Source organism: Chromohalobacter moromii, from assembly GCF_023091865.1.
Classification (GTDB): Bacteria; Pseudomonadota; Gammaproteobacteria; order Pseudomonadales; family Halomonadaceae; genus Chromohalobacter; species Chromohalobacter moromii.
Window position 1 is genome coordinate 38,186 of sequence record NZ_JAHXDI010000005.1, and the last position, 23,152, is coordinate 61,337.

The window sequence follows — 23,152 nt, forward strand, 5'->3', positions numbered from 1 at the left end:
GTCATGGACACGCAAAAACACACAATATTACACTTGTTTGCATGCGGAGGTATTACCTACTAGCCTCAGTGGCGCAAAAGCACCCGCTCAACGGATTTGAGCCCTCATCTCGTTAATGGAACTAACGGTGGTGTCATCCCAATAATGCAACCTCTCCGCTTCGGCGGCCGGTGGATGGGTGGCCATCCAGGCCACTGCTCACGTGCGCGTACCGGCTGTCATCGTTTTCTACGCCCTTTTATTGGGTTTGCGGCGCTGGGTCTGCTGTTGGCGCCGACAGGTGCCGCTCAGGCGGACGCGCGCTTTCCCGATGGTCGACTGCCGGCCACTGATGCGCCGGCATCGGCCTATGGTGACGACGTGCGTGCAGGGCCTGATGGACATCCCAACGCCGATGATCTGGCAGGGATAGCCGAGCGCCAACGACAGCAAGGCCACCCCGGTATTGCACTGCAGCTCGCTGAGCGTGTCTTGACGTATGCGTCATCCAACCCTCAGGCGCTCGAGACGAAAACTTCCAGTCTCTCCAACTTGGGAGCCTATCGGCGTGCCGATCAATTGAGGCGACGTCATCAGCCCGAGTGGCCAGAGGATGTGGGCGACCGCTTCCGAGCGGATAAGGCGACGGCCGCTATCCAAAATGGAATGCTCGAGCAATCGCGTCACCAGCGTCGGCACAGATACGCTCAGGACGACGTCGCGCTATCGGCTGCGCTGGAGCAGCTCAATGCCAATCTCGATGACTTTGCTGCCGGTAGCGAGGCGCGTCGGCGCACTCGGTTCGATCGACTCGTGGTGCTACGCCAGTTGCGGCATTTCGATGATGTCATCGACGAATACGAAGCGTTACGTCGGGCATCGGTGACGTTACCGACCTATGCCCAGGCCCCGGTGGCTGATGCGTATCTGGCACGCCAACGACCCGAAGAGGCGGCGGCACTGTATCGCCAAGTGCTCGACGCCGATTCGTCGGCACCGCTCGCGGTCAAGACGGGGTATTACTACGCGTTGATCGAGAGCGAAGACTACGAGGGAGCCAAGCAACAACTGGCGCGCCTGAATGATCGCACCCCGACGTGGCGCTACCGCGAGAATCAGACGGCGTCGCCGGTTCCCAACTGGGAACGCAGTGAAATAGATCGCCTCCGAGTCCGCGATGCGGCGTACAGGCATCATGAAGAGGTGGCGCTTGATAGGGCCGCTACGCTTTATCGGGCGGCACCGCGCAACACCGATGTCATCAATACCTTGGCTACCGCTCAGCGTGCTCGCGGCTGGTATCGACAAGCGCAAGCGACGACCGAGCTAGCCGAGGCGTACGCGCCTGACGATAAGGCCACGCGTTTGAATATTGCCGAGAATGCCCAGGCCCTCGAAGCGTTCCCGCGTTGGCAGGCGACCAGCGAGGCTCTAGCGGAGCAGTTTCCGAGCGACTCGGCGGTGCGACGTAATCGGCTCGAATGGCTGGATCGCCAGCATTTTTCCCTCGAGGGGCAGGGGAGTTTTGGCCGCTCTCACGGTGGCAGTGCCGTCAATGGTAGCCAGGATGGCGATTATCAACTGCGCTTGAACTCGCCCTGGAGCGCGGGAGGCTATCGCATTTATGCCGAGCAGTCCTATCAATGGGGCGATTATGACGAGGGCGCGGAGCGCCATAGCCGCCAGAGCTTGGGTGTCGAACGTCAGTGGCTGCGCCGACACTGGTGGGCGGCATTGAGCGGTGAGCCTCTCAATGAAGATTTCGGCCTCGATCTTGGCTGGTCGCAATGGCTTGGCGATCATTGGCAGTACCAGTTACGCACACAGACGCAGTCACCCGAGACACCGCTGCGTGCCGAGCGCGCCGACCTGGACGGACGTCTTTACCAGACGCAAGTGACCTGGCGCCAGAATGAATCCCGCGACGCCACGCTCACGCTGGGCGCACTGGATATCAGCGACGGCAATTTACGCAGCGATGTAGCGGCCGAGCTGATCCAGCGCGTTCAGGCCAGTGCCCATCATCAGACCCGGCTGATTGGTTCGCTGTCGGCCGAACACAACCGCGATGTCGATGCCGATTATTACAACCCCGAGGATCAGCGCACGGCAGGCATTACGCTCGAACACGACTGGTTGACTTGGCGTCGCTACGACCGCTCGCTGACTCAGAACCTGTCGTTGGGTGCGGCATCTGAGTGGGAAAGCGGCTACGGCGGTGCGCCGGGTTATGAGGTGTCCTATGGGCATACTTGGCAACTGACGCGGACGTGGTCGATCAATTACGGCATCGGCTGGGAAAGCCATGCATACGAAGGCGAGCGCGAGAAGCGCTGGTATGGACAGTTCGGTTTCGAGGGGGTGCTGTAATGCCATCGCTGGTATCAATATTGCTGTTCGGCATGGGGTTGTTGATGGCCGGCCCCAGCGTGGCCGAGCCGTCGGCTGCGCCGTCCCCGAGCGATCCCGCTGTCTCGGCCAATGTGCACATACCGGATGGCCACTTCGCGACGCTCGCGTTTCATGATGTCCGTGACGCCGCCCAACCGGCGGTGGGGCGTGACCCCTATGCGATCAGCCATGAACGGCTGGCGGCATGGTTCGATTGGATGCTGGCGCATGACTGGCATCCTGTTTCGTTGGACGACATTCAAGCAGCACGCCAAGGCAAGCGGCCACTACCCTCGAATGCCGTACTGCTGAGTTTCGACGATGGCCTGGAAAGCTTCTATCGGCGCGTGTACCCGCTATTACAGGCCTACGACTATCCGGCACTCTTCGCGATCGAGACAGGATGGCTCGAGCGGGTCCGCAAGGGTGAGAGGGGCCAGGATAAGCATATCGCGACGCGCGAGACCGCCCAGTTGGCGGCCCATCTAGGCAATGCGACGAGCGACCCGCGTGACGAGGCAGCCGCGGATGAAATCCAGTACAACGGTGCGAAGCGTGGCCAGGCAGGGTTCGTCACCTGGGGGCAGGTACGTGAAATGCAGGCCTCGGGCCTGGTCGAGATCGCCACGCATACCCACGACCTGCACCGTGGCATTCGCGCCAACCCCCAGGGCAACGTCGAACCGGCCGCGTTGGCGCGGCGCTATGATCCGGCGAGCGGTGAGTATGAAGACGATGCCGCGTATCGCCAGCGCATTCATGACGATCTCGTACAGAGTGCCGATGTGATCGAGTCGAACACGGGCGTGCGTCCCAGGGCCGTAGTCTGGCCATATGGCGCTACCAATGCCGAAACCGAAGCGATTGCACGAGACGCGGGTTTTGAATTTACCTTCAACCTGGGGGACCGGCACCTACCGACACCGGCCTCGGGCCCTGACTTCGGACGCCTGCTGGTCATGGGCAATCCCCCACCGGTGGACATCGAAGCACAGGTCGCGCAGACCCTCGACCCGCCGGCGCGTATTCAGCGTGCCGTGCAGGTCGATCTCGACATGCTCTACGATGACGATCCCGAGCAGGTCCATGCCAACCTGAGCGCGCTACTCGATCGTATCAAGGCGATGCAGGTGCGCACGGTCTATCTGCAGGCGTTCGCCGACCCGGACGGCGATGGCACCGCCTCATCGCTTTACTTTCCCAATGATCATCTGCCGATGCGGGCCGACCTGTTCAACCGCGTCGCCTGGCAGCTCAAGACGCGTGCCGGGGTGGATGTTTATGCTTGGCTACCCTTGTTGGCCTTCGACTTGCCGGATGACTCACGGCAGCGTCGCTTGCAGGTTCGGGTACACGAGGCCGATGGCGAAAGCCGCGTTGCCGAGCGTGCCTATCGGCGCCTGAGCCCGTTTCGTCCCGAGGCGCAAGCGCTCGTCCATGACATCTACGCGGACTTGGCACGCAGTACGCCAGGCATCGACGGCATACTGATTCACGATGATGCTTACCTGGCCGCTGATGAAGATGCTCAGGCGTGTGCCCCCGAGGCTCGCTGGCCGGATAGCGGACGCCAGATTACCGATTGCAAGCTGAGCGCGCGTGACAAGACCCGAGCATTGATTGACTTCGGTGAGCAGGCGCTCGATGGAGCGCGACATTACGCCAATCTCAGCAATCGCTTTCGTGTAGCGCGCAACCTTTATGCGCGCGTTGTGCTCGACCCGAGTGCGGAAGCGCGTTTCTCCCAGGCGCTGGGACCATTCCTCGAGCATTACGATGATGTCGCCTTGATGGCGATGCCTTATCTGGATGGTACCGAGAAGCCGGCGGAAGAGTGGTTGGACACGCTTGTGGATCGGGTGCAGCGCTATCCGCGTGGCCTCGATAAAACGGTGTTCGAGCTGCAAACCTATGATTGGGAGCGCCAGGAGTGGATCGCGCCGAGGCGCCTGCGTGACTGGATGCACCAGCTCGTGCGTCGTGGCGCACTCAATCTGGCGTATTATCCGGATGATTTCATTACCGGCAAACCAGCGTTCCAGCCGACGTTCGAAGGCATGAGCCTTAACGAGTTTCCCCACCGTCGGAGCCAGCCATGATCGATGCACTCGTTTCCTGGATACTGACCATCGATTGGCGGGCAACGATGTTCGGTTTTGCTTTTTACTACCCGATCTTCATGGCCTGGATGTGGATCATCGGCGGGTTATGGTTCTATCTGCGCCGCGAACGTGGCCACACAGAGACACCGCGCTTCGAGGGTTCGGGGGCGGAGGTGGAACCCGTCAGTATCGTGATTCCATGTCACGATGAAGCGGACCAAATCGAGCAGACCATCCGGTATGCGCTGGCGACGCACTACCCCCGCGTCGAGGTTATCGCCGTCAATGACGGTAGCCAGGACGCGACCGGTGCCATCCTCGATAGGCTGGCAGAGAGCGATGCGCGTCTGCGGGTCATTCATTTTGGCGCCAACCAGGGCAAGGCCGTGGCGCTTAAGGCCGGGACGCTGGCGGCGTGCAGCGACTACCTGGTGACTATCGATGGCGATGCCTTGATACACCCTCATGCCGTCTATTGGATGATGCGCCATCTAACCGGAGGACCACGCGTGGGCGCGGTGAGCGGCAATCCGCGTATTCTCAATCGCTCGACCCTACTGGGGAAGATACAGGTCGGCGAGTTTTCCTCGATCATTGGCCTGATCAAGCGTGCCCAGCGTACGTATGGGCGTATTTTTACCGTATCAGGAGTCATCACGGGCTTTAACCGGGCCGCGCTGGATAGCGTGGGCTATTGGCGTGCCGATATGGTGACGGAAGACATCGACATTTCGTGGCGCCTGCAAATGGATCACTGGGACATACGTTTCGAGCCCGAGGCGCTTTGTTACATCTACATGCCGGAAACACTGAAAGGTCTATGGCAGCAACGCTTGCGTTGGGCTCAGGGCGGCGTCGAGGTGATGCGGCGTTATGGTCGAGGCTTGTTCGCCTGGCGCCAACGACGTTTCTGGGGCGTGGCAATCGAATACTTCACCAGCTTGATCTGGGCCTATGTGATGCTGGCGATTGCCGTGTTGTTTTGTTTGGGACCGTTTGTGCCCCTGCCACAGCAGTGGCGGGTGGCCACGCTGCTGCCCCAGTGGAATGGCCTGCTGCTGGGGGCGACATGCTTGATCCAGTTTCTTGTCAGTCTCTAGATCGACCAGCGTTACGAACGCATGGGTTTCCTGCGCCACTACTTCTGGGTGATCTGGTACCCCTTGCTCTATTGGACGCTGTCGACCTTTACCGCCGTGGTTGCGGTGCCCAAGACGTTACTTTCTTCACCCTGTCGGCGGGCACGTTGGCAGAGTCCCGATCGCGGCATCCAAACCGATAAGGACGCATGACATGCGAGACGATACTGCGGCGCTCGAGTTGCCTGAGATCATTCATCGTCCCGACCTGCAGTCGCGCCGTCAGCGTGGTGTGTTCGCGCTGCTCTCGGGGCTGGGGTGGATGCTGTGGCTCTACCTGTTCTTACCCTTGTCGACTCTATTGGGATGGGCCTTCGGGAGCGAGCGTTTTCAGGCCTATGTGATCGACAGCCACGAGCACAGCTGGGCCTCGCTGACAGTTTATGCCGTGACTGTCTTACTGGCGGGAATGGCGTTGCTGATATGGGCCTTCTACAACTATCGGCGCTTTCGGTATGCCGATCGCCGCCGCCCACCAACCCCGCTGACCACTGAGCGCCTGGCAGCTTCTTTCGGTGTGAGCGAGGCGCAGGTCGAGCATCTTCAGCGCAGCCGCGTGACGACCCTGCATCATGATGCGCGGGGTCACATCGTCGGCATTGAGTCGACATAGACGCTGTGAAGAGCGAGCGGCTGCGCTAGATGCCAAGCGTACCGCTTAAGGCTTGAGCCCCAGGCGTTTGCCCAGACGGTGCAGATTGCCGCTGTCTATCTGCAGGGTTCGCGCGGTAGCGGCCCAGTTGCCATCGTGTACCTCCAGTGCGTGGGCGATATGCCGGCGCTGGAAGTCCTCGACGGCTTCGCGTAGCGGGACTGTGGCTGGAGGGACGGGGTGCGCCTCGGCAATTGTCGGTTGGGGAGGCGTGGTGTCATCGGCAAGCGCCGTCGGCAGTTCCAAGTGATGTGCGGCGATGCGGACCACGGCATTGCGACGCGCGTCTTGCCCAGCAGGAGACTGCTCGCCGAAGGCACGTAGCGCGGCACGGCCCAGGGTGTGTTCCAGCTCGCGGATGTTTCCTGGCCACGGCCAGGACAGTAGGGCGTGTTCGGCCGCGAGGTCGAGGCGCAGATTGGCGAGCCCCAGGCGAATGCGGTTGTCCTCAAGGAAGCCACCGGCCAGCAGTGGCACGTCCTCGCGACGTTCCCGCAGGGGTGGGACCTGCAAGGGGAAGACGCTCAGACGGTGGTAGAGGTCTTCGCGGAAGCGCCCGGCGGCGACCTCCTGACTCAGGTCGCGATTGGTGACCGCGACCAGGCGCACGTTGACGCGCTGCGGGGTTTCGCTTCCCAGCGGCTGAATCTCCCCTTCCTGCAGCACGCGCAGTAGCTTGGGCTGCATGGCCAACGGTAGTTCACCGATTTCGTCGAGCATCAGCGTGCCTTCGTGGGCCATGGCGAAATGGCCGCGATGATCGCGGACGGCCCCGGAAAACGCGCCGCGCCGATGGCCGAAGAGTTCACTTTCAATCAGCGACTCGGGCAGGGCCGCGCAATTGACGCGTACCAGTGGCCCCTCGCGACGTGTGGAAAGCGCATGCACGCGGCGGGCGATACGCTCCTTGCCGACCCCGGTTTCGCCATGCAACAGCACACTCATGTCGGTGGGCGCCACCAGGGCGAGGCTTTCCTCCAACCGCCGCATGGCAGGACTCTGCCAATCGGGCGTGCTGTGACGCGGTGCGTCCTGATCGTTGAGGTGCTGTTCGAGTGCCTGATTGAGGCGCGAACGGGTATCGCTGAGCTGCTGTGAGAGACGCAGGCAAGTCGCCAACAGGCCCGCCGCGGCCAACAGTTCGTCATCATCGACGGTGGCTAGGCAACCCGGCGTCAGGGCATCCAGCGTCAGCATGCCGAGCAGTCGGTCGCCATCGCGCAGGGCCACGCCCATGCAGTCATGCACATGGCTCAAGGTGTCGTCGAGCAGACCATCGAAGGGATCGGGCAACGGCGAATCTAGCGGGAAGCGGCACACGCCGGGATGCGCGGCGATTGCGGCTAGACGCGGGTGCGCGATCAGGCTAAAGCGGCGCCCGCGGACTTCGTCGTCTAGGCCTAGCACGGCCACGGGCTGCAGGCCGTCGTCGTGAGCGACCATCAACGTGCTGGCATCGGCGGGATAATCGCCGACCAGCGCGGCGAGCAGCTTTGCCCAGCGCTCGGGCAGAGCGTCGCTGCCACGCCCGACGCTGAGATCGGCGAGTAGGTCGCGCAGGGTATGCAAGAAGACTGTCATTTGGACATTCTCTCTTGAGCAAATTGTCATAGTGACATGTGGTGTGGGTGTTATTTTGACAGTCATTACGCCGAGGGCAAGTGCTCGTCGTCTACCGGGCTGCGCCCTGTCGTTTCTGCAACGCGGCAACCACGCGGTCTCGACAGGCACTGGCGTGTCACAATGTCGCGGACACGGCTAAACGAACCGAGTTGGCACTCCGATTGCGATAGCAGGGGCACACACTTGAACGCTCATCGCGAGGAGACATCATGCTGACATCCGCCCAGGAGTCCGTAATCGCCGCCACCACACCGGTGGTTGCCGAACACATCGAAGCCATCGCCAAGCGCTTTTACCCGTTGATGTTTGCGCGTTATCCCGAGGTGAAGACGTTGTTCAACGCCGCGCATCAGCAAAGCGGCGGACAGCCGCGCGCGCTGGCGGGCGCCGTCGTCGCCTATGTACAACTGCGGCACGAGCCTGAACGTCTCGACGAGGTGCTGGGTATCATCGTCGACAAGCACGTCTCGCTGGGTATTCGTCCCGAGCACTATCCCATCGTCGGTGAATGCTTGATGGCGGCGATCGGCGAGGTGCTGGGCGAGGCGGTGACAGAGGACGTCGCCGATGCCTGGGGCGCGCTCTACGAGGAGCTGGCGGGATTGTTGATCGAAAAAGAGGCACGTCGCTATCACGACTTCGCCGCCCAGCCTGGTGGGTGGGACGGTACCCGTGAGTTCCGCATCGTCACCAAGCATCCCGAGAGCGCCGTCATCACTTCCTTCGAGTTGGCGCCGGTAGATGGCGGGCCTGTCGCCGAGCATCGTCCTGGGCAATACATCGGCTTCAAGCTGACCATCGACGGTGAGACCGTGCACCGCCACTATAGTCTGTCAGCCTCGCCCAACGGGGAGACCTATCGCGTATCCATCAAACGCGAGGACGGAGGCAAGGTCAGTCGCCATTTTCATGACCGCCTGGCCGAGGGCGATATGCTGGAGTTGTTGCCGCCGGCCGGCCATCTGACGCTGGACGAGGGCACGTCGCCGTTGATGTTGATTAGCGCGGGCGTCGGCCAGACACCGATGCTGCCGCTGGCACGGCAGGCGCTCGAGGAAGGACGCCGGGTCGTCTACCTGCATGCGGCACGCGATGGTGAAGTGCGTGCGTTTGCCGACGAGCTGGAGGAGTTACGCAAGGCGTTTCCGGCGTTGCTGCAAGTGGTCACCGTCTATTCGCAACCGCGCCCGGAGGACTCCCCTGATCACGTCGGCCGTGTGGATGCCGCGCTGCTGGCGGACTACGCCCCGCGTGACGCGCAGTACTATACGGTGGGGCCGGCGGATTTCATGCGCTGCGTCGATGCGGCGCTGGAAACGCTCGGCGTCGCGGCCAGCCGGCGCCATCATGAATTCTTCGGGCCTGCCGAGTCGTTGGCACGCGTCGCCTGAGACGCCGTGTCGATGACCGAAACGCCACGCCATTCGGCGTGGCGTTTTGCGTTGTGCGCCAGGCATGACATGCAGCGCCTGACTGGCGCTTTTATCTAGGGAAGAGGCGCCGGAGACGAACTCCGGCGCCGACCCGTTTGGGATTTGCGGTGAATCTTAGCGGGTCTCGTTGAGCACCGCCTCGGGAAAGTGCCGACGCAGGATTTGGTTCTGAAACGGATCCACGAAGCGGCTGTTGATGATGATGATGAAGCGCTCGAAGGGCGCGCCGGCATCTTCCTGGTGGATGGCATCCACGCTATGAAAGAGACGGTCATCACGCAGGTGGAGGATATCGCCCGGGGCGAGGGTCGTGTCGGCCACGGGAGAAGTGCCCGCCTTGTCAGCATAGAGGTGGTTATCGCCTCCGGCGACATTGTGGCGGCTTAACACCAGGATGCTCAGCGCCTTGCAGCCGTCGGCATGAATACCCTGACCCTGCAGAGGGTCGATCATGCCTTCGCCACGCACGCCGGTTATCTGCATCAGGATGGGCTCGTTGGGCTTCAGGCCCCAAAGCCGTGCCCAGGCGCGCACGAAGTCCTTGACGTCCGGTCGGGCCATGAATGCTGGCGTCAGTGGCTCATAGTAGCGCAGGCGGTCCGCCATGCTTTCGGCATCATTAAAGGCGCCGCCCTGTGCCATGGGACAATGGCCCATATCGACGACGTCGTCACGTTCATCCAGAGTCAGCCAGGACATGCGTTTCCAACGACGATTGACATAGGGGTCCCGTGGCAAGTCGGCGGTGAATGCTTGCCAGGCTTCGAGATCCACCCGGGAGCGGATCTCGGTCCTTGCCCAGCCCTGATAGTGTAAGGCTTGGGTAATCGATGGCGACCAGTAGTCGGCGAACGGATCGGCAGGTATGGTGCTTGAATTGACGCCATGCTTGAGGGTGTCGAGTGTCATGAGATCTTCTCCATTACAGTGTGAACCGAGATTGCCCGAGATTGCCCGAGATCGTCCGAGCAACCCTCGGAAAGGAGAATATCTGTAGCTAAATGTCAAAAAATGTATGAAAAGTGTCGCATTGCTTTGACGCTGATCACGATTAATTACGCTAGATGACAACGGTCATGCCGAGTCGGGCTGACGTGTAGATGCATGCCTGCGTATGCCTTGAAGGTGGGGTGATCTAGGTGGTGCGAAGATGCCTTCTGGCCTCATGATGCAGGCAACAGCATCTTTCGATGATGGGAAAGTTGATGAGCGGTTACGATGTCGTTTTCCGACGCTGGCTAGGCGCACAGTGTCATAAACTAGTGCGTTGGTGGCAGCAGTTCAGAGCGAGAGGGACAGAGGCTCAAGGCGAGAGCGCTCGGGACGATATCGAGCTCGTGCGCCGTCAGTATCTGGAGAGCGAACAGCGCTTTCGAGCCCTGCTGGAAAGCCTGCCCAGAGTGGCGGTCCAGGGCTATGATCGCGATCGCTGCGTGATCTACTGGAACGAGGCCAGCACCCGGCTCTATGGTTATGGCGCCGCGGAGGCGCAGGGCCAAGCGCTGGAAGAGCTGATCATCCCGGACCCCATGCGTGAATCGGTGATTCAGGCGCATCAGGCCTGGGTAAAGGAGGGGATCGAGATTCCGGCGGAGGAACTCGAACTTCAGCACAAGAGTGGTGAGCCGGTTCCGGTCTTCTCGCATCATGTCATGCTCGGTGAACACACCGAGAATCCCCTGATGTTTTGTGTCGACGTAGACCTCTCGGATCAGAAGCGAGCGTATCGCGAGCTGGATTTTGCCACGCGCTTCGATGCGCTGACCCACCTGCCCAATCGCCAGACCTTCGAAGCGCAGTTGGATGAAATCATCGCCTATTGCCGGCGAAAGCGTGTCGGGGTGACTCTGGTCTACCTGGATATCGACGACTTCGTAGCGATCAACGACGCTCTAAGCTACGAACAGGGAGACCGGTTACTCGTCGAGTTGACTCAGCGGCTGCATCAGGTAGTGGGAGCGTCAGACATCATGTCGCGGCTTTCCGGCGACGAGTTCGTGATCGCCTGCCCCATGTTCCAGCGCAAGGAAGTGCTCTTGCAACTGGTCCACAAGATTCAAGAGGTCCTTCGTTCTCCTTTCCTGATGAACGGTTCTCGGCATCAAGTGACCGCCTGCCTGGGGATCAGTCTCTATCCGGATAATGGCGAAACGGCCCGCGAGCTGATCCGCAACGCCGATGTGGCCAAGAATCGAGCCAAGATGGATGGTCAGGGTAGCGTGTGCTTCTTCGATCAGACGTTCCATGACCAACTGCTCTACCAGCATCGCCTTGTCGATCGGCTGACGAAAGCTCTGGACAGCGGAGAGCTCTCGCTGCATTACCAGCCTCAGGTGTCTGCTGCGAGTGGGCGTATCGAGAACCTCGAGGCGCTGCTTCGCTGGCAGCCGGCAGAGGGGCCTCCGATCTCACCGGCCGAGTTCATTCCCCTCGCCGAGCGTTCCGACTTGATCCATCGTCTCGGTGATTGGGTCATGGAAACCGCCTGTCAGCAGCGTGTGCTGTGGCGGGATGCCGGGCTAGCCGTCGGGCGCATCGATATCAACTTCTCCGGTCGACAGATGAGCAGGCCCGATGTCTTCCAGCGCTTCGAAGATTGCTTGGCGCGTCATGGCCTGGGGCCTCAGGACATAGGATTGGAACTCACCGAGAACGTACTCATCGAAGCCGACGACCGTATCCTGGAGGGCTTGCGCCGGCTTCATGATCTGGGATTTCGCATCGCCATCGATGACTTCGGCACCGGCTACTCGTCGCTGAGCTATCTCAAGCACTTTCCGGTAACGGCGCTCAAGATCGATCGCGCCTTCGTGCGTGATGCCCCGGATGAGCCCAAGGATCGCGCGATCATGGAGGCCGCGATCTTCATCGGCCACCGCCTGGGCCTGGAGGTCGTGGCCGAGGGTGTCGAAAATCGTGAGCAGCTCGCGCTGATTCGGGAGATGCGCTGCGACTTGGTTCAGGGGTTCTATTTCTTCCGCCCCATGCCCGCTCTGGAAATGGAACGTGTGCTGGGCGGTCTGGTAACGGGGCATCCTGGGGTTTCGGGCTGAGTCCACCGCCTGCATGGCGTAGAATGCGAGCCTTGCGCACGACCACGGCACGTCTCCGTGCGCAGCCTGTCGGCGGCAATGAGGATGACAGGCAATACGGCGATGGGCGAATATGTGCCCCTGTCGACGCGGTGGACGACGAATCGAGGAGACGAGCATGCGAAAGGAGAGGCCGTGAAGCTGTTGCTGGCGAATGCGGGACATTGCTTGAGCCTGGCGCTGGCGCGTGAGGCCAATCGACGTCGCGATACCCAATTGACCATCGTCGAGGAGACACAGGTCTCGGCGGAGGCCTTGGCCGAAGCCCGGCCCGATGCGCTGGTGGTGCCACCGTTATCGGCGCCGTCACGTCTGGCGCCCGCTGAGGTCATGGCCCATGTCGAGGCGGTCGACGCCAATCTCGCGCTGTGTCGGGAATACGATGTGCCGTTGATCTGGTGCGTATCCGATGAACTCTATGAGGATGGGGGCGACGGGCCGCTCGACGAGCATGTCATCCCGGCGCCACGCGATGACAGTCTGAAGCGCTTGATCGCCACCGGCGACCGGGTGCGTGAGTGTCTGCCGAGACATCTCATCGTACGGCTGGGGCCGCTGTTCGCGCTCGGCGGCGCGCATGCTTGGTTACCCGAGTTACTCGACACGCTGCTGGCGGGTGACGAAGTGCGCGCCGCGGAAGACATCATCCTGTGCCCGACTTCGGTCGATGCGGTGGCCATGGCGTTGATCGGCATGATGCAGCAGCAAGGGTGTGGCGCCGACGCTTGGGGCGCCTATCATCTGGCAGGTACCGAGCCGATCAGCCCATATACGTTCGCTTCCGTCGTACGCACCTACCTCACCACGCATCTCGAGCGGCAGGAGCGTGACGCCACATTAGGGACATTGCACGCCTTGCATCATCATCACGACCATCCCTTACGGCGTGTCCTGAATTGTCGCCGCGTATTGGACGTTTTCGGTATCCACCAGAAGCCCTGGCGGCTCGAGCTGAGCCGCATGTTGGATGACTGGTGCCTGCTGCATGACAAGGAGTCGGCGACGTGAAGGTGTTACGCAGTATCGTATTTTATACCGGCTACTTTTTGGCGCTGCTGATCAGCGGCCTAGTGTTGTTACCGACCGCACCGTTCTTGCCGTTGTTTTCGCGTTTTCGGCTGCTGAATCTGTATAACCGCTTCATCGTGGGTTGGTTCGCTGTGTCCTGCGGGGTGCGTTATCACGTCAGCGGGCGCGATAACGTGCCTGAGGGGCCCTGCGTGGTGCTCGCCAATCATCAAAGCGAGTGGGAAACCCTGTTCCTGCAGCTGCTCAAAGTGCCAGTGTGCACGGTACTCAAGCGTGAGCTGCTCAATATGCCTGTCTTCGGCTGGGGGCTGCGTTTGATCAAGCCCATCGCTCTGGATCGCTCGCGACCGTCGCGGGCCATGCGCATGGTACTCGAGCAAGGCACGCAGCGTTTGGCTGAGGGGCTATCGGTGCTGATCTTTCCCGAGGGTACGCGGGTGGCGCCTGGGCAGCGGCGTCGCTACAACAAGAGTGGGGTGGTGATTGCTTGTCGCTCAGGGGTCCCGGTGTTGCCCGTAGCCCATAATGCCGGTGAACACTGGCCGGGACGGCACTGGGTCAAGAAGCCTGGAGACTTGCATGTGGTGGTCGGCGAGCCGATTGCCACGCAGGGGCGCTCCACCAACGAGGTGTTGGCCGAGGTCGAGCATTGGATCGAATCGCAGCTTCGCGAGATCTCCGCGGTACCGCGTCCAGAGGCCGAGGGCGAGCCCACCAAGGTGCCCGCCTGAGCCTCTGCCGACGGAGGGTGTACCCGCACGCAAAAAGGGGCGTCTCGTGAGAGACGCCCCTTTTTCATGTCACCGGGGAACCTACGACGCTGAGGTCGCGCGCTTAGTCCCGGTAGCGTTGCAGCACCAAGCAGGCGTTGGTGCCGCCGAACCCGAAGCTATTGGATAGCACGCGCTCGATGGCGACATCGTCGCGACGTTGGTCGACGATATCGAAGCCTTGGGCGGCATCGTCCAGCTCGCTGATGTTGGCCGAGGCGGCGATGAAGGCGTGCTCCATCATCAACAGCGAGTAGATGGTTTCCTGCACGCCAGTGGCGCCCAGCGAATGCCCAGTCAGCGATTTGGTGGAACTCATCGCCGGCGTGGTATCGCCGAACACCTCGCGAATCGCCTTGAGCTCGGCGATGTCGCCCACCGGGGTGGAGGTGCCATGGGTGTTGATATAGTCGATCGGACCATCCACGTTCGCCATGGCTTGCCGCATGCAGCGCGCGGCGCCTTCGCCGGAGGGTGCGACCATGTCGTAGCCATCGGAAGTAGCGCCATAGCCGACGATTTCGGCATAGATCTTGGCGCCACGCGCCTTGGCGTGTTCCAACTCTTCGAGCACTAGCATGCCGCCACCGCCAGCGATGATGAAGCCATCGCGCGAGGCGTCATAGGGACGCGAGGCGGTTTCGGGGGCGTCGTTATAGCTAGTCGAGAGTGCGCCCATGGCATCGAACAGGCAGGACAGCGTCCAATGTTCCTCTTCGCCGCCACCGGCAAAGACTACGTCCTGCTTGCCGAGCTGGATCTGCTCGACGGCACTGCCGATGCAGTGGGCCGAGGTCGCGCAGGCCGAGGAGATGGAGTAGTTGACGCCCTTGATCTTGAACGGCGTGGCGAGGCAGGCGGAGACCGTGCTGCCCATGGTCCGCGTGACCCGGTAGGGGCCGACACGACGCAGCCCCTTCTCGCGTAGGACGTCGGCGGCTTCGACCTGGTTGGCGCTGGACGCGCCGCCGGAGCCAGCGATCAGGCCGGTACGCTCGTTGGAGATATCGCTTTCGTCGAGGCCGGCATCACGGATCGCCTGTTCCATCGAGACATAGGCGAATGCCGCGGCATCACCCATGAAGCGACGCAGCTTACGGTCGATTAAGGTATCGAGATCGATATCGATGGCACCGGCCACGTGGCTGCGGAAGCCACGTTCGGCGTATTCATCTTTGTAACGAATACCCGAGCGTCCGCTGCGTAGCGCGTCCAGTACCTGGTGCTGGTCATTGCCGAGGCAAGACACGATGCCTTGGCCGGTGACTACCACTCGTCGCATGGAAGCCTCCTGATCAGAAATTCGCGGTGGAGGTAAACAAGCCAACGCGCAAATCGTTGGCCTGATAGATATCGCGACCGTCGACCGAAACGGTGCCGTCGGCAATCCCCAGTATCAACCGCCGGGTAATAATCCGCTTGAGGTTGATCCGGTAGGTGACCTTCTCGGCGTTCGGCATGATCTGGCCCGAGAACTTGACCTCGCCACAGCCCAAGGCGCGCCCGCGGCCAGGATGACCCAGCCAGCCGAGGTAGAAGCCGACCAGTTGCCACATGGCATCCAGACCCAGACAGCCGGGCATGACCGGGTCGCCGGGAAAGTGGCAATCGAAGAACCACAGGTCGGGGTGGATATCCAGTTCGGCGATGAGCTCGCCCTTGTTGTACTCGCCTCCGCCCTCCTGGATCTGCGTGATGCGGTCGAGCATCAGCATGTTGGGGGCCGGCAGCTGGGCGTTGCCCGGGCCGAAAAGCTCGCCCTGGCTGCATGCCAGCAGTTCTTCGTAGCTGAAAGAATGTTGCTTGGTCACTGAATCTTTCCGAGAGTCGAAATTGTGGTGCGTCGCAGAGCACGAACACCTTAGTCTACTGGCAGTGCCGAATGAATGCACGCTGGGCTAGCCTACCGGGCGCGCGTGATGGGTGCAATCCGCGGATGGGTGCGGGTTGCGCCGGTCGCAAGAGAAGGGGCATGATGCCTGCACTTTCACGAACCTCTATTGATTGAGCCGCTAATTCGCCATGTGGTCCGTCTTTACGCTCAACCGTCCCTTGGTATGGACGGGCATTGCTGCCATGGCCTCCATGAGCCTTTTGCCAACGCTAATGTTGCGACTGGCGGCTCTGGTGGTCGTTGTCATCGGTGGCCTGGATGCCTGGCGGCAGATTCGTCTGGAGGCGGCCCGTCGCCGGCTGACTGAAACGGCGCTCACACTCTCCCCCGATGGCGTGGTTATTTCCAACGCCCATAATCGCATCGAGGCGGTCAATCCGGCCTTTACGCAAATCACCGGCTACAGCGATGACGAGATACGGGGTCTCGATACGTCGGTGCTCTCCTCCGGTCGCCACGACAAAACTTTTTACGAACATTATTGGCAGACCCTCAATGCCACTGGGCAATGGGAAGGGGAGGTCTGGAACCAGCGCAAGCATGGCGATCAATTCCCCGAATGGCTGCGTGTGCGGGCGGTCACCGATGACAAGGGGCGTGTCACGCATTACGTGGGGTTGTTCACCGATATTACTCGTCACAAGGCACGGGAGCAGGATCTGCAGCGTATCGGCTTCGAGGATCCGTTGACCGGCTTGCCCAATCGCCGGCGTCTGCACGATTTGCTGGCCTCGCGCTTGCAGCGCCTGCGAGCCGGTGAGGGGTTGGATATCGCGTTGATCGACATCGATGGCTTCAAGGCAGTCAACGACACCATGGGCGTCGACAAGGGTGATCGCCTGCTATCGCGCTTCGGACAACGGCTCGCCGCCTTCGTCGCCGGGGGCGTGGTCGGTCGCTTGGGCGGCGACGAGTTCATGGTCATTCGCACCACGACCTATGACGATCATGAACAATGGGTGGAAGGGCTACGCGGGCATCTTAGCGAACCGTTCGAGGTCGGCGATAAACCCCTTCGCCTAGGGCTGACCATCGGAACTTGCCGCGCGCCCGACGACGGGCGTGATTCCGGCGTGCTGTTCCAGCGTCTCGAGTCGGCTCTCTATGCCGCCAAGCGTCACGGGCGAAACCACAGTCAACGCTTCCGTCCCTCGCTGGAAGTCGCGGGGGACCCTCAGCTCGAGTTGCTCAACGAGCTTCGCCAGGCTCTGGCGCACGGTACGCAGCTCGAGCTCTTCTACCAGACCCAGCACTATCTCGACGACGGGCGACTGGCCGGTATGGAAGCCTTGTTGCGCTGGTATCATCCCACGCATGGCATGATTTCGCCGGGAACGTTCATCCCTCTGGCCGAGCGCCATGGTCTGATGGCCTCGCTGGGTGACTGGGTGATCGATCATGCCTGCGCGCAGTTGGCGACCTGGCGCCAGCAAGGGGTGTCGTTCGTGCCGGTGTGGATCAATATTTCTGCGGTGCAGCTCATTCAGGGCGATCTTGAGTCGCGGTTGTCCGCCAGTCTGTCCAAACACCACGTGCCTGCGGCCATGTTGGGATTGGAACTGACCGAGTCGGTGCTGCTCGACGAGCGCGCCGGGGATATCTCGACGCGTCTTGTCGCGCTGCGTGACAAGGGGCATCCGATTGCCATAGATGACTTCGGCACCGGCTATTCATCGATGGCCTATCTCAAGCAGTTGCCGGTGGATAAGCTCAAGCTCGACCGTGCCTTCGTGCGCGCCTTGCCCGACGATAGCGCCGATGCCGCTATCACGTCGGCAGTGCTCGCCATGGCACGCGGCCTGGGGCTGGATGTGATTGCCGAGGGGGTGGAAACCGAGGCGCAGCGGGACTATCTGCGTTCAGAAGGCTGTGCCATGGTACAGGGCTTCCTCTATGCACGCCCTGAACGGGTGACCGATGTCGAGATGCGGCTCAAGGGCGATCTCGAGATGTCGCTGCCCTGAGCGCCAGCCATCCGCATATGCTGCTCCACACTATGGCCTGCACCACCACTGCCCAAGGCGCCAGTTCGACATCCGCCAGGCGCGCGCCGCCTAGATAGGAACTCGGCCCTCCGAGCGCCCCGCCCAGTATCGCCAGCCAAGGGTGTGACCATAGCCAAGCGAGTGAATGGTGAAGGGTGGTCGCGAATAGTGGCCAGAGCAACCACAGCCATAGCGGCAGTTCCGAGGCACCGGGAAAGCGTAAACCGCCGAGCAACGTCAGCGTGCCATCCACGCCCGCGCCGAGTAGCGCGAACCCTGCCAGCCAGCGCCACTCTCCTGGTATGCCCAGCCACAGCAGGTGGCATGTCACGATCATTATGACCGTGGGCAAGGCCCAGGGCGTACCGCCGAGCACGCAGGCCAGCCAGCCGACCTGAAACGCGAGCGCGTTTAAAACCTTGCCCAGCATGGGATCAAGGTGCGCCGGTGAGTGGCGCGCGCCGACTGCCAGGCTTGGCCAGCAGCCACTGCGAGGCACCGATGGTGCGCTCACGGAAGCCGCCTTCGCAGTAGCACAGATAATAACGCCACATGCGGATGAAGCGTTCGTCATAGCCGAGCGTTCGAATATGCTCAAGGCGGGCCTCGAAGCGCCGGCGCCACTCGCAAAGCGTGCGTGCATAATGTGCCCCGATCTCATCAAGGGCGAGAACGTTGAGTTGCGTGCGCCGCGCGATACTTTCCAACATCGCCTGGTGGGAAGGCAGGAAACCGCCAGGAAAGATGTAGCGCTTGATGAAGTCGACCTCGCGCTTGGCCGCTTCATAGCGCTGATCGCGAATGGTGATGGCCTGAATAAGCGCCAGGCCGTCGTCGTCGAGTAGACGGTCGACGGTGGACAGATAAGTGGCCAGGTACTGATGCCCCACTGCCTCGATCATTTCCACCGATACCAGGCGGTCGTAACGCCCCTCGAGAGCGCGATAATCGCGCTTGAGTAGGGTGATGCGATCCTCGAGGCCGGCTTCGCGAATGCGCTGCGCGGTATGCGCGTACTGCTCCTCGGAAATGGTCGTGGTGGTGACGCGGCAGCCTCGTGTGCGCGCCGCGTGAAGTGCCAGTCCCCCCCCAGCCGGTACCGATTTCCAGCAGATGATGCTCGGGGCCGACATCCAGCTTGTCGAGAATGAGCTCGAGCTTATAGGTTGAAGCGTCTTCCAGGCTGGCGTCGGGGCATGGAAAGATGGCGCTAGAGTAAAGCCAGTGTTCACGATCGAGGAACGTCTCGAAGAGGGCATTGCCGAGGTCGTAATGCGCGGCGACATGGCGTCGGGCGCGGCCAGTGGTATTGCGTTGCAGGGCTTGGAGCGCGCTGAGAACACCTTGCGCCAGTCGTGCAGGGCCTTTCTCCAAACGTTCGTTGACGTGCTCCAGGTTGCGGGCGAGCAAGCGAATCAGCGCGACCAGGTCGTCGCAGTGCCAGTCACCGTCCATATAGGTTTCCCCGGCCGCGACGCTGCCCCCCAGCGCGATACGCCGCCAGACCCGGTCGTGATGTATCCGCAGGCGTACCGTGAGTGGCCCGCCCTGGCCGAGACGATGCGTGCGTTCGGCGTCCTCGACGATCAGCACGCCGCCCTCGAGGGTCGACAGTTGGCGCAGTAGGCGTGGCTTGAGCCAACGTGCTACACGCGCATCGAGCGTTCGAACAGGCGCCTTGGTGGCGGAACGGGTCGTCGTCACGGGCGTGTCTCCTCGCCACGGGGATGTGAAAAGAGTGGCACGCGCTTCAACCATAGGCGCAATGCTTCGAAATGAATGCCGGCCAGCGTCTTGAGACTCATCCACGGGGCTCGTGCCAGAGCGACAAGCCACGCCCGCCGCCCCGCGGGTTCGAAACGCAGACTCAGCGTGGCATCGAAATGGCGCGTGTCCTCGCGCCATGCCTCCATATGCATCAGTAGGTGTTCGCTTGGCGTGTTGAAGCGCCAGCGATAGCGCATTTCCATGGGATTGAACGGCGAGACATGCAGCGCCTTGTCGAAATGCGCGCTATGGGTATGGCGTGTCGGCGTCACTGAGTAGGCATAGACGTGGCGTTCCCGCCACGGCGTGTTGGTCACTTCGCCGAGGATGGCGCGCAAGCGTTCGTCATGGTCATAGACGTAATACAGCGTGATGGGATTGAAGAGTACGCCGCAGAGGCGCAACTGGGTCAACATGCGGACGGGACCTGCGGGTGCCGCCTCACCCAGCTCATGGCGCAACCGCTGATGGACTGCCGTCTTGAGCGGTAAATGCGTGGGCCCTAGATAATCCTCGCGGCGAAAGCGTGCCAGTGCCGCACGGCGTGCACTGAAGCCCGGCAGTGCATCGAAGAGCTCGGGCAACTCGTCCAGATCGAGCCAGACCATCCACACGCGGTAGATGAAGCGATGCGCGCGCGGCGTGAATCGCCGATGACGTAGCTCGCCCAGGGCCACCCGGCTATGCAAGAAAGCGCTCATGCCGGGACTCCTTCAGACACCGCGGTTGTCGACGAGCAGGACCCTGGCAGGGCATCGGGTTCATCGCAGCCCAGTGCGCGTGCCACGCGCAGCGCACTCCAGACGCCATCCTCGTGGAACCCGTGGCGCCAGTACGCGCCGCAGAAATGCGTACGATGGTGCGGACCGGAGATTTCCGCATGACGTTGCTGGGCGGCGGCCCCCGCCAGCGTGAAGCAGGGATGGCGATAGACGAAGCGCCGCAGCATGCAGTCGGGGGCGATGGCGTCGCTGTCGTTGAGCGTCACGCAGAAGCGCGTCACGCCTGGTAGATGCTGGAGACGATTCATGTCGTAGGTCACCGAGATGCGGGCGTCATCCTCACGGCCGTCGATGCGATAGTTCCAGCTCGCCCAGGCGCGGCGCCGACGTGGCAGCATTCGAGTGTCGGTATGCAGGACGACGTCATTGTCTTGATACGGCAGGGCATCGAGGATTTCGTGCTCCGCGTGGCTGGGCGAGGCCAGCATCGCCAGTGCTTGGTCACTGTGGCAGGCGAGTACCACCTGATCGAAACGCTCCCGGCCTTGGTGCGTGGTCAGTGTCACGCCCGTTGCATCGCGCTCGATACCCAGCACCGGGCAAGCCAGGCGGATGCGCTGGGCGTAGGCGGCTGTCAGCGGGGCGATGTAGCGTCGTGCACCGCCCACTAGCGTGTACCACTGGGGGCGGTTTCTCACCGACAGCAGTCCATGATGATGGAAGAACCGCACGAAGGATGTCAGCGGGAAATTCGCCATGTCGCGCTCGCTGGCGGACCAAATGGCGGCGCCCATGGGCAGCAGGTAACGGCGCCGGAAGATCTCTCCATAGCCACCCCGCGTCAGATACTCGCCCAGCGTCATGCCTTCCGGCAAGGTGCCGTGCGATAGATCGCGTACCGCGTGACGATTGAAGCGCAGGATATCGCGCAGCATGCCGTGAAAGCCGGGGCGGAGTAGATTGCGACGTTGGGCGAACAGGGTGTCGAGGGTGTGGCCGTTATATTCGAAGTCCTCGTGGGTGGCATGCACCGAGAAGCTCATTTCGGTGGCTTGCGCGGACACGCCCAACTGCGCCAGCAAGCGCTGAAAGTGCGGTCGTTGAAGACGATAAAACCGGTATCGATGGCATGCCGGTGCCCATGCAGTTCGACATCCACGGTTGCAGTGTGGCCGCCGAGGTGTGCGTTGGCCTCGAACAGTGTCACCTCGTGGCGTTGCGAGAGGTAATGGGCACACGCCATGCCAGCAATGCCGCCGCCAACTACTGCGATGCGTGAGGCGGGCACATTCATGAGCGATCCTCTTCGGCGGTATTGCGGGTCATGAGGCGTCCGAGGCGATGACGTAGTGCAGGCGGCAGGATACCCGCCAGTTTGACCAGCAAGGTGAAGCGACGCGGGAAGTGGATGTCGAGTGCACGTTTCTCCAGGCCGCGCAGGATGGCCTCCACGGCCTCATCGACCTCAACGCGCATGGGCATGGGGAAGTCGTTGCGTTCGGTTAGCGGCGTGCGCACGAAGCCCGGGTGTATGACGCTGACATCGATGCCTTCCGCCGCCAGATCCAGTCGCAGGGACGCGAGGAAGTAGCTGATTGCGGCCTTGGATGCACCGTAAGCTTCGGCGCGCGGCAGCGGAAAATACGCCGAGGCGCTGGAGACCGCCGCCAGCTGCGGACGCTGGGTGCCATGGCGAGCGCGACGCAGTAGCGGCAGAGCCGCATCGATGGCATACAGCGTGCCGTGAAGATTGGTGGCCAGCACGCGCTCGATGAGGTCGACATCGAAGTGTCGCGCGTCCACGTATTCGCAGGTGCCGGCGTTGAGCAGGGCCAGCTCGAGCCCCCCGAAGACGGCTTCTATGTATTCTCCGGCGGCGGTGACCGAGGTGCGATCAGTGAGATCGGCGGGAACGATCAGGGCGTTCTCGAAGGGGGCTGCCAACGTCTCTAGGGCATCGCGTCGACGTGCGGTCAGCGCGACCCTGTGGCCTTCCTTCAGCAACCGCACGGCAAGTGCCTCGCCGATGCCCGAGGTGGCGCCGGTTAACCAGATGCGCTGGGGGGCTGCTGATGTGGTCATGCGCTCTCCTTTAGACGAGGCCTAGTGCGATGAAGATGTTGGCCGCATATGCCGCTTGAGCCATCGGATCAGCGTGCCGAATACGGGCAGGTGCTCGTACAGCATGGCGCCGGCATCGAAGTAATCGCGTTGCTGGCAGATTCGCTCGTCACGAAACGTTAGCCGCGAACACCCCGCGACCTCGACGCCACGTCCGCCGGCAAGCCGGGGATGCGTGACATGCATGACCCAGTCTACGCAGGCTTCATCGCCCTCACGTTGATAGTGCCCGGTGTCGAAGCGGCACTCGGTCACGTTGGCGAGCATTTCGGTGTAGTAGTGCAGCAACGCACCGCGCCCCTCGATATGGTGTAACGGGTCCGTGAACGACACATCTTCAGTGTAGAGGTTTTCGAGGCTCTTTGTACATGTCTTGTCAAGCTTTTTGAAGGTCTGACAAAACGTCTCCAAGATAGGGTCCTGGCGCATGCGGTCCTCCGAAAAGGGCGTTGA

Annotated in this window: 18 protein-coding genes and 2 pseudogenes; 10 read left to right on the forward strand and 10 right to left on the reverse strand. The window is 61.8% G+C overall.

Annotation, left to right across the window (positions count from 1 at the left end; all coding sequences use genetic code 11):
* The first annotated feature begins 144 nt into the window (after positions 1–144).
* The 5 genes from pgaA to pgaD are packed head-to-tail and all read left to right on the forward strand — an operon-like array spanning position 145 to position 6,224.
* Complete coding sequence (pgaA, locus tag KZO83_RS15935) at positions 145–2,349, forward strand: poly-beta-1,6 N-acetyl-D-glucosamine export porin PgaA (RefSeq protein WP_247621434.1); 2,205 nt, start codon at positions 145–147, stop codon at positions 2,347–2,349.
* Positions 2,349–4,469 (forward strand): poly-beta-1,6-N-acetyl-D-glucosamine N-deacetylase PgaB, encoded by a 2,121-nt coding sequence (gene pgaB / locus KZO83_RS15940; RefSeq protein ID WP_247621435.1) that lies wholly within the window; start codon positions 2,349–2,351, stop codon positions 4,467–4,469. Before pgaA ends, pgaB begins: the two co-directional genes overlap by 1 nt.
* The gene (pgaC, locus tag KZO83_RS15945) at positions 4,466–5,572 is read left to right on the forward strand and encodes a poly-beta-1,6-N-acetyl-D-glucosamine synthase (RefSeq protein ID WP_247621436.1); all 1,107 of its coding nucleotides are present in this window, start codon (positions 4,466–4,468) and stop codon (positions 5,570–5,572) included. The genes pgaB and pgaC overlap by 4 nt, the downstream gene beginning before the upstream one ends.
* Positions 5,573–5,593: 21 nt before the next feature.
* Positions 5,594–5,764, forward strand: coding sequence for a hypothetical protein (locus tag KZO83_RS15950; protein WP_247621437.1), 171 nt, complete (start codon positions 5,594–5,596; stop codon positions 5,762–5,764).
* A gap of 1 nt (position 5,765) precedes the next feature.
* Entirely contained in the window at positions 5,766–6,224 is a 459-nt protein-coding gene (pgaD, locus tag KZO83_RS15955) for a poly-beta-1,6-N-acetyl-D-glucosamine biosynthesis protein PgaD (protein WP_247621438.1), read from the forward strand.
* 45 nt (positions 6,225–6,269) lie between these two features.
* Here the strand turns inward: pgaD and norR are convergent, their stop codons facing one another.
* Complete coding sequence (gene norR, locus KZO83_RS15960; RefSeq protein ID WP_247621439.1) at positions 6,270–7,844, reverse strand: nitric oxide reductase transcriptional regulator NorR; 1,575 nt, start codon at positions 7,842–7,844, stop codon at positions 6,270–6,272.
* Positions 7,845–8,095: 251 nt separating this feature from the next.
* On the opposite strand from norR, the gene hmpA reads away from it, so the two are divergent.
* Positions 8,096–9,277 (forward strand): NO-inducible flavohemoprotein, encoded by a 1,182-nt coding sequence (hmpA, locus tag KZO83_RS15965; RefSeq protein ID WP_247621440.1) that lies wholly within the window; start codon positions 8,096–8,098, stop codon positions 9,275–9,277.
* A gap of 156 nt (positions 9,278–9,433) precedes the next feature.
* On the opposite strand, the gene KZO83_RS15970 is transcribed toward hmpA, so the two are convergent.
* Positions 9,434–10,228, reverse strand: a complete 795-nt coding sequence (locus KZO83_RS15970) for a 2OG-Fe dioxygenase family protein (RefSeq protein ID WP_247621441.1) — start codon at positions 10,226–10,228, stop codon at positions 9,434–9,436.
* A gap of 296 nt (positions 10,229–10,524) precedes the next feature.
* Between KZO83_RS15970 and KZO83_RS15975 the strand changes: the two genes are divergently transcribed.
* From KZO83_RS15975 to KZO83_RS15985, 3 genes are all read left to right on the forward strand, one after another.
* A complete protein-coding gene (locus KZO83_RS15975; protein WP_247621442.1) occupies positions 10,525–12,372 on the forward strand; it encodes a putative bifunctional diguanylate cyclase/phosphodiesterase in 1,848 nt (615 codons plus the stop codon).
* Positions 12,373–12,546: 174 nt separating this feature from the next.
* Positions 12,547–13,419, forward strand: a complete 873-nt coding sequence (locus tag KZO83_RS15980) for a sugar nucleotide-binding protein (protein ID WP_247621443.1) — start codon at positions 12,547–12,549, stop codon at positions 13,417–13,419.
* On the forward strand, positions 13,416–14,171 hold the full coding sequence (locus KZO83_RS15985; protein WP_247621444.1) for a lysophospholipid acyltransferase family protein: 756 nt from the start codon (positions 13,416–13,418) through the stop codon (positions 14,169–14,171). The genes KZO83_RS15980 and KZO83_RS15985 overlap by 4 nt, the downstream gene beginning before the upstream one ends.
* A 103-nt stretch (positions 14,172–14,274) precedes the next feature.
* Here the strand turns inward: KZO83_RS15985 and fabB are convergent, their stop codons facing one another.
* Both fabB and fabA read right to left on the reverse strand, forming a co-directional pair.
* Positions 14,275–15,492 carry a beta-ketoacyl-ACP synthase I gene (fabB, locus tag KZO83_RS15990; protein WP_040239353.1) on the reverse strand — a complete coding sequence of 406 codons (1,218 nt, stop codon included), beginning with the start codon at positions 15,490–15,492 and terminating at the stop codon, positions 14,275–14,277.
* A 13-nt stretch (positions 15,493–15,505) separates the two neighbouring features.
* A complete protein-coding gene (fabA, locus tag KZO83_RS15995) occupies positions 15,506–16,021 on the reverse strand; it encodes a 3-hydroxyacyl-[acyl-carrier-protein] dehydratase FabA (RefSeq protein WP_247621445.1) in 516 nt (171 codons plus the stop codon).
* Positions 16,022–16,232: 211 nt separating this feature from the next.
* Between fabA and KZO83_RS16000 the strand changes: the two genes are divergently transcribed.
* Positions 16,233–18,068 (forward strand): putative bifunctional diguanylate cyclase/phosphodiesterase, encoded by a 1,836-nt coding sequence (locus KZO83_RS16000; RefSeq protein WP_247621446.1) that lies wholly within the window; start codon positions 16,233–16,235, stop codon positions 18,066–18,068.
* Here the strand turns inward: KZO83_RS16000 and KZO83_RS16005 are convergent.
* The 6 genes and pseudogenes from KZO83_RS16005 to KZO83_RS16030 all read right to left on the reverse strand — a co-directional run bounded on the left by KZO83_RS16005 (position 18,037) and on the right by KZO83_RS16030 (position 23,128).
* Positions 18,037–18,603, reverse strand: coding sequence for a DUF2878 domain-containing protein (locus KZO83_RS16005; RefSeq protein WP_336296581.1), 567 nt, complete (start codon positions 18,601–18,603; stop codon positions 18,037–18,039). The genes KZO83_RS16000 and KZO83_RS16005 overlap by 32 nt on opposite strands.
* Positions 18,524–19,793, reverse strand: a pseudogene (locus KZO83_RS16010) (class I SAM-dependent methyltransferase). Before KZO83_RS16010 ends, KZO83_RS16005 begins: the two are co-directional and overlap by 80 nt.
* Positions 19,790–20,557 (reverse strand): DUF1365 domain-containing protein, encoded by a 768-nt coding sequence (locus KZO83_RS16015; protein ID WP_247621447.1) that lies wholly within the window; start codon positions 20,555–20,557, stop codon positions 19,790–19,792. Before KZO83_RS16015 ends, KZO83_RS16010 begins: the two are co-directional and overlap by 4 nt.
* Positions 20,554–21,872: pseudogene (locus tag KZO83_RS16020) on the reverse strand (NAD(P)/FAD-dependent oxidoreductase). Before KZO83_RS16020 ends, KZO83_RS16015 begins: the two are co-directional and overlap by 4 nt.
* Positions 21,869–22,660, reverse strand: coding sequence for an SDR family NAD(P)-dependent oxidoreductase (locus KZO83_RS16025; RefSeq protein WP_247621448.1), 792 nt, complete (start codon positions 22,658–22,660; stop codon positions 21,869–21,871). Before KZO83_RS16025 ends, KZO83_RS16020 begins: the two are co-directional and overlap by 4 nt.
* 21 nt (positions 22,661–22,681) lie before the next feature.
* A complete protein-coding gene (locus KZO83_RS16030) occupies positions 22,682–23,128 on the reverse strand; it encodes a nuclear transport factor 2 family protein (protein WP_247621449.1) in 447 nt (148 codons plus the stop codon).
* Positions 23,129–23,152 lie beyond the last annotated feature (24 nt).